Origin of the sequence: Aeromonas sp. A35_P (genome assembly GCF_002259925.1) — a bacterium.
In the GTDB taxonomy this organism is placed as follows: domain Bacteria; phylum Pseudomonadota; class Gammaproteobacteria; order Enterobacterales; family Aeromonadaceae; genus Aeromonas; species Aeromonas dhakensis.
In genome coordinates this window covers 1-6,000 of the sequence record NZ_NEVB01000105.1, presented here as the reverse complement: position 1 = coordinate 6,000, position 6,000 = coordinate 1, and the positions used below count along the sequence as shown (strand labels likewise).

General features: G+C 55.6%; 6 protein-coding genes. All 6 read right to left on the bottom strand.

Annotated features, from left to right (window positions below; translation table 11 throughout):
* Nucleotides 1-140 precede the first annotated feature (140 nt).
* The gene (locus CAK78_RS07570; RefSeq protein WP_217900816.1) at nt 141-2,453 is read right to left on the bottom strand and encodes a toprim domain-containing protein; all 2,313 of its coding nucleotides are present in this window, start codon (nt 2,451-2,453) and stop codon (nt 141-143) included.
* A 143-nt stretch (nt 2,454-2,596) separates the two neighbouring features.
* A complete protein-coding gene (locus CAK78_RS07565) occupies nt 2,597-2,872 on the bottom strand; it encodes a hypothetical protein (RefSeq protein ID WP_094696886.1) in 276 nt (91 codons plus the stop codon).
* On the bottom strand, nt 2,869-3,237 hold the full coding sequence (locus CAK78_RS07560; protein ID WP_094696885.1) for a hypothetical protein: 369 nt from the start codon (nt 3,235-3,237) through the stop codon (nt 2,869-2,871). The genes CAK78_RS07565 and CAK78_RS07560 overlap by 4 nt, the downstream gene beginning before the upstream one ends.
* Nucleotides 3,234-3,401, bottom strand: coding sequence for a hypothetical protein (locus tag CAK78_RS22815; RefSeq protein WP_159364742.1), 168 nt, complete (start codon nt 3,399-3,401; stop codon nt 3,234-3,236). The genes CAK78_RS07560 and CAK78_RS22815 overlap by 4 nt, the downstream gene beginning before the upstream one ends.
* Nucleotides 3,402-3,813: 412 nt before the next feature.
* Nucleotides 3,814-4,512 (bottom strand): hypothetical protein, encoded by a 699-nt coding sequence (locus CAK78_RS07555; protein ID WP_094696884.1) that lies wholly within the window; start codon nt 4,510-4,512, stop codon nt 3,814-3,816.
* A gap of 4 nt (nt 4,513-4,516) precedes the next feature.
* Entirely contained in the window at nt 4,517-5,953 is a 1,437-nt protein-coding gene (locus CAK78_RS07550) for a GPO family capsid scaffolding protein (protein WP_094696883.1), read from the bottom strand.
* Nucleotides 5,954-6,000 lie beyond the last annotated feature (47 nt).

Below are 6,000 nucleotides of genomic sequence, written 5' to 3'. Positions count from 1 at the left end.
GTCTTTAATCCTTATGTATCAATGGTTTTTGTGTATTTGGTAGAGAGGGGGAGAAGGTTTTGAAAAAGTCTCATATCCCATGGGGTAGGGATGAAAAAAAAGGCCGCATCGTGCGACCCTGGTATTCCTTCTGGCTGGCATTATTGGTTCTCAACGAAGAGAGGCTGTGGCATGAAGACTTCCGCCGCCTCGGTCAACCCTGCGTTGGTTTGGGTGTATCCCTTGATCTTGCGAGTGCGGTACTCCCTTCCCAGCTCTCTGGCGGCGCTCTTTGCCGCCTGGCTAAACTTCTGGACTGATAGCGGGCGCCCCAGGCCGTGGTATTCCATGTAGGCCAGATAGAGATGATAGAGGTAGCGTTTCGGCTCCTGCTTGATACTCGAGTTACCCCCCATGAACAGGCCCATCGGCTCATCCATAAACGCCAGCGTTGAGCACAGGTCGATGACAGGATCCGTTGCTCGCTTGATGGTGAGAGCATCGCTTGAGTTACGTTGTTCCAGCAACAAGCGATGGGCCTGCTCTGGTTCTGCGAACCTCTCCAGCAGATGGCGGATGACGATGGGCAGTTCTGCCGCGATTTTGTCGCCGAGCAGCGGATCTTTGTCCTCCTCCGATACCACTCTGTCAAAGGTGAAGATGACCCGTCTACGTGCCACTCCACCGTTGCGTTCAGTGATGACCATGGGTTCATTATTGGTAGCCAGAACGACAGCCCTGATCACGGTGGCGAATTGCTTCTCGTATTTGCCATCTACCTCAACGAGGTCACCGCCAGTAATCGCCTTGATACCACTGCCATCGCCGATGTACTTGGGTTGGTCAGGGAGCACAATCAGGCGCTTGTCTACGAACTGGGCGCGGCCCCTGGCGTTATCGAGCGCGATCATGTTGCCGGATCCTGTGTTCCGGAGTCCGCCAGCCAGCAGGGTCGCAATGTTGGCAAACACACTCTTGCCGCTACCACCTTCCCCTGTTACCTCAAGGAATAGCTGCCAGTCATAGCGATTGGCCAGCACCATGAACAAGGCCGCCTTGATCCGCTCCATCTTGGTGATATCACTATCTGCTGCATGGGTCAGCCACTTGGTGAAGTTGGGGGCGTGCTGCTCGATGTTCTCACCTGGTTGCTGAGCACCATATTCAATGCCGTTATGGTTGAGTAGCCCATCAGCTGCAGCATGTGGCCTGAACTGGTGAGTCGCCATGTCGTATACCCCGTTGGCAAACCCGATCAGATCATCAGGGGTATTGCCGAGTGGCGAGATCATCAGCTTCATGGTGGCCACCGCTTTTGATACCGCGGAGTCACTGAACGGCACATCATGGTCTGTGAAAATGACAGCCATTTCACGGCGCAGCTCGATATCTGCCAGCGGCCCCCACAGGCTGCCATCGTAACGGTACACCCGCTCAGCCTCGATGTTGATGGCCACATCACCCAGGCGTTCGATCAGCAGGCTGGCCCGTTGGCTTGCGCTCATCTTCTCGATCGGCACGATGGGCTTTTTCATTTTCTCATTGGTTGCCCCAGGGTGCTCCGCTGCGACCAGCTCTACCTGTCCGGGTTCCTTCTGGCTGGCTTCCTTGGGCGTCTCGGTTATCTGGGTTGGATGATCCCCCATGATCGCCGCCTTGGTCGCATCCAGCCCATGAGCCTGGTGATAGTCGTTCCAGTCGCCAGCCTCTGGCGGTATGACTACCTGGGCGCCGATAGCAGCGGCTGCTTGCTCCGCCTTGGCCTTGCCCGGATTGCCCTTGGTCTTGGCATCGTTGTCGGCACAGATGATCGCTCTGCATGGTTGCAGTGGGTCATCAGCCCCCCGAACCATGTTGGCGACGGCCAGCAGATTGCCCGCATCCATGGCACAGTAGACGGTTGCTCCGGTTGCCTGATGAATGCTCAAGCCGGTGGCGTAGCCTTCGCATATGGCCACCAGAGCATTGCCCGGGATCCGGTGGCATGCACCGGCCTTTTGCCCGCCCGCCAGATAGCTTTTGCTTCCCTGGTCGTCGATCAGCTGAACGTTCACCAGCTGGCCACCAAAGTCAGCATAAAGTGGCACCACCAAGGAACCAGGTGAAAAGGTCATCTCCCCCACAGCGATCACGCGCTGGGATACGTTGACCTGAACACCCTGCAGCCCTTTTCCTTCAAGGTAGGGGCTCCCCCCTTGCTGACAGATCTGCATGATGTTAGCAGCTCGGCTTGCGGCCTTCTTGCGCTGTCGTTCGACTCGCTTGCGCTCCTGCTCGGCCTTGTCCTGTAACAGCAGGTGAATTCGTTCCCGCTCAGCAGGGTCTAGCCCTTCACCAGACAAACCAACCAGGGGGGCGATCAACTCGGCAGCCTCTTTGAGCTGTAGCCTGATGGCTTTCGCCACCAGGTCAAGCCCATCACCAGCACCGCACTGGCTGCAGATGAAGGTGCCACGCCCCTCCTTGTCATCCATCCGAAAGCGGTCTTTACCGCCACAGGCAGGGCAGGGACCGTGTTTACCTCTACCCGGGATATCAATTCCAACCTCAGCCAACAGAGCTGGCCAGCGGCCACATGCTGCGGCAGCCACATCAGAAACCAATGTCATCGACTGACTCACTGATCACCCCCTTGCAGAAAAACAACCAGGGTTTTGAAACTCTGTTTACCTAACCCCATCAACTGGCGGGCTTGATCAGGCGTTACCGCAATTGAGTTGCCTTGCATCTGCTCAATGAATTTTGCCCGCTCGTTGTCGCTGTCAAACACGCCCAGAAAGCCGAGCCCTTTGTTGCGGGAGAAGGCTCTCAGCATGTTGATCTCGATGGGGATGTGAGCCTCGCTATCGGCATCAGTGGGCGTTGGGCACTTTGTCCATGCCAAATAGATCATGAGTGCAGCTCCTGTCTGGCTCCCGTGCCCATGACATTGACCTGACGAGTCTGCACCTCTACGGCATCCAGGCTGGTCAGGATCGGGATAAGCAGGTCGGCCATCATGCAGGGTTCAACCATGGACTGGTTACCGGCTATCACCTTGAGCATGGCGGCAAGGTATCTGCTGTTGCGCTGGGTCATCGCGGCCTGTTCGGTGCCTGTGCACATCTCTTCGAGCTCATCGAGCAGGTCGGCCAGTGGGCGCAGCAGATCGATCAGCAACTGGCCATCCAGCAGCTCAACATTGCGAAAGCAGGTGTGATGTAACGCGCTGGCCAGAGCATCGACTTGGGCCAGTTTGGTTTTGATGTGGGAGTTCATACTGCACCCCCTTTGCGCGGAGTGCGGGACATAAACACCAGTGGCAAACCGGCCAGTGCTGCGCGTGCCTGGGCTTCGTTCTGGCCAAATGCGGAAATGGTGCGGATACGGCGCAGGTCTGCCAGGCGGCAGACGCTCGGGGCGATCAAGAAGGTATAGATCATGAGGGTGATTTCCATCGTGTATTAAACGATGGCGGATCGGGTAGCCGCAAGACAGCGCCCCACGATGTAAAGGCGCAGCCGGGGCGTTTTCTTTGGCTCCCGACCCATGCCCCGAAACTGGATAGATCCCCGGCGCAGTGGCCGAAGTTTCGGGAAATGAGGGCATATTTTCATCGTGGGATTCTGCTCGCGGGTGTCTAATCCGCCAGCCATGCCACCACTTGTCTAAGGTGGTAACAGGAAAGATCTTACCGTCTCGATCAGTCTCAAGCAAGCGTATGTGTCTGGTTAACAGTGCTTTGGGTGGATCTTGGTCTTTGATAGACTGCATATTGTTCAATCTCGCGCTGGAATGGGGTGTGGTGATGGGGGAGGAACGCAACAAATGGGAGCCCTGGCAGGCTCCCATTTTTTAGGCATTCAGTTCCGTCATCAACCGTTGGCGTTTGCCCGGGCTGTCACACTGCGTCAGCAGGTCGGAAGACCGTGGGATGGCCGGCATGGCCAATGCTTGATAGGCGGCGGATTGATTCTCCTCCGCCGCTACCTGGTGATTTACCATGGCCTGATCCAGTGCTTTGAGCAGTTCGGTGCGCGCCCAACCCAGCGCGGCCTGCCGGTCCGTAGTGCATGCCTTGGCATGGGTGATGGCAGCCAAGTCTGCCAGTTTTGGCTTGAGTGCCTTGATGATGGTTGGTAACTCGTTCTCAAGCTCCTTGGCATAGCCGCCTATGACGAATGCTCTGCTCATCGTGACCGCCTTATGTGCATCATCCAGCGGCAGGATCAGCTGTTTCTCCTGCAGTTCGGATTGGCTGATGGCAGCCTGCGCAGCCTCGATAAGTTCGCCCAGTTCGCGATACTCATTAGAGAACTGAACATCCAGTTCACCATGAACCAACTGGTTAACCCGCTCTTGACGCAGCTCTTCACGACGATCAGTGGCCTGCTGGATGCGATCTGTCAGGTTCTTGCGCTGCTCACGCAGTGCCTGAAGTTCGTTATCAATCGCCATCATCTTGTCGTGCTCAGCTCGGAACTGGGCAATCCGTTGCTCCAGATAGCTGGCTGTCACTTCCTTGGCGCACGGGTTCTTTGTTGTTTGCTTCATAGATTTACTCCTGATGGGCGGCAATAGAGATACTGTCGAAAGCGGCATAGGCGGTGGCGTCACCCAGTGCGTAGGATTGAGCCCGGTAGTAACGAATACCCCAGCTGGCAAGGTCATCCAGGTCATCTGCGCTAAGACGATGGGTATCGTTTACACCGATGATCTGCAGGTTTTCGGTAAAAGTGACCGCCAGTAAGGTGCCGGCCATGTGCTGGTGTGACAGTACCGGCATGTCGGCAATTTTCAGTTGCTGCTCTTTGCTGCGGACTTGCCCTGGTTGCAGATAGGCTTGCTTGTGGGTTCGCAACAGGTCGCCGCCAACCAGCACACGCAAGCGCGGATCGTTGCGGTACTCTTTTGGCAGCTTGGCGACCAGCTCATAGGCCATCGTATCGAGGTCGGCATAGTTACCACCGTTGCGGGTGTCGAAGGTCACTGCATCACGCAGCACTCGCAGACCATTCTCGTCAGCGGCCTTGGCCAAGGCATGCCACCCTGGCATCACATCTTCACCATTCGGGTTAGCTACAGGGTCAGTGTTGGCTGCAGCGGACTTGCCATGAAAGCCGACTCGCAGCAGGTCATCACCAAATGCCGACAGCGCCAATGATTCAAGCACCTGATTGGCCTGTTCCTGAGTCATCCCCTCCAACATCTGGCCCAGCTGTCGCCACGTCCAGATCACGCTGCTGTCCATCTCTTCGAACTTGGGTTGGCGTGTACTCGGATCCGCTGTCACCAAGAAACGGCTACGCTCCTTGCGACCGGTGCGTAGTCCCGATTTGATTGGGTCGAACAGTGGCGCAGTGGGGTCGCTCACGTCCAGGAACGTCAACAACTCAAGGAATGGTGTTGCTTGTACGATAGCTGAACGCATGGCACCACTGGCGCTTGGGTCAAGATTGCCGAAGTTGGATTGTGTGCCAGGAACAAAGCTCATACGCATGTTGGCTAAGAGCTCTGAGATGGTCGGTGTGTTCTTATTCATGTAGTTGTTCCCTGTGGAGTTGGCCCAAAGCTGGGATTGCCCAATAACGCTCTGGCTCTTGCTGAATTTCATATGGGTGGTACCGGTACTTGCTGGCTCATCGGTGACCCCGAGTGCACCCAGATACCAAACGCCTTTCCCTGCAAAATTCTCTTTCGGCTCTATAGAGCAGAATGCATAGCGGCCGGTTTTATTCAGCTCGATTAATGCAATAGTGGGACTCAGGATGGCAAATAATTTAATAACGTTGCCCTCCTGCTGAGTTTTTAACGCCTCGACGTGACCGAGTGGTGTAACTCGCTTATGGTCTGGCCACAAACAAGCTGTGTAATATTCTGGGTCGTACGTTTCAGCCATCTGAGTTAACCACTCCGGCTTTATTTCTCTGCCGTCTACAGTTTTTCCAGATGTGCCGATACACACCCATCCTGTTTTTAAAGTTGATGAAGTCATAGTCACTCTTTATTTGGTCGGTGGTTTACATCAGTATTACTCTGTGG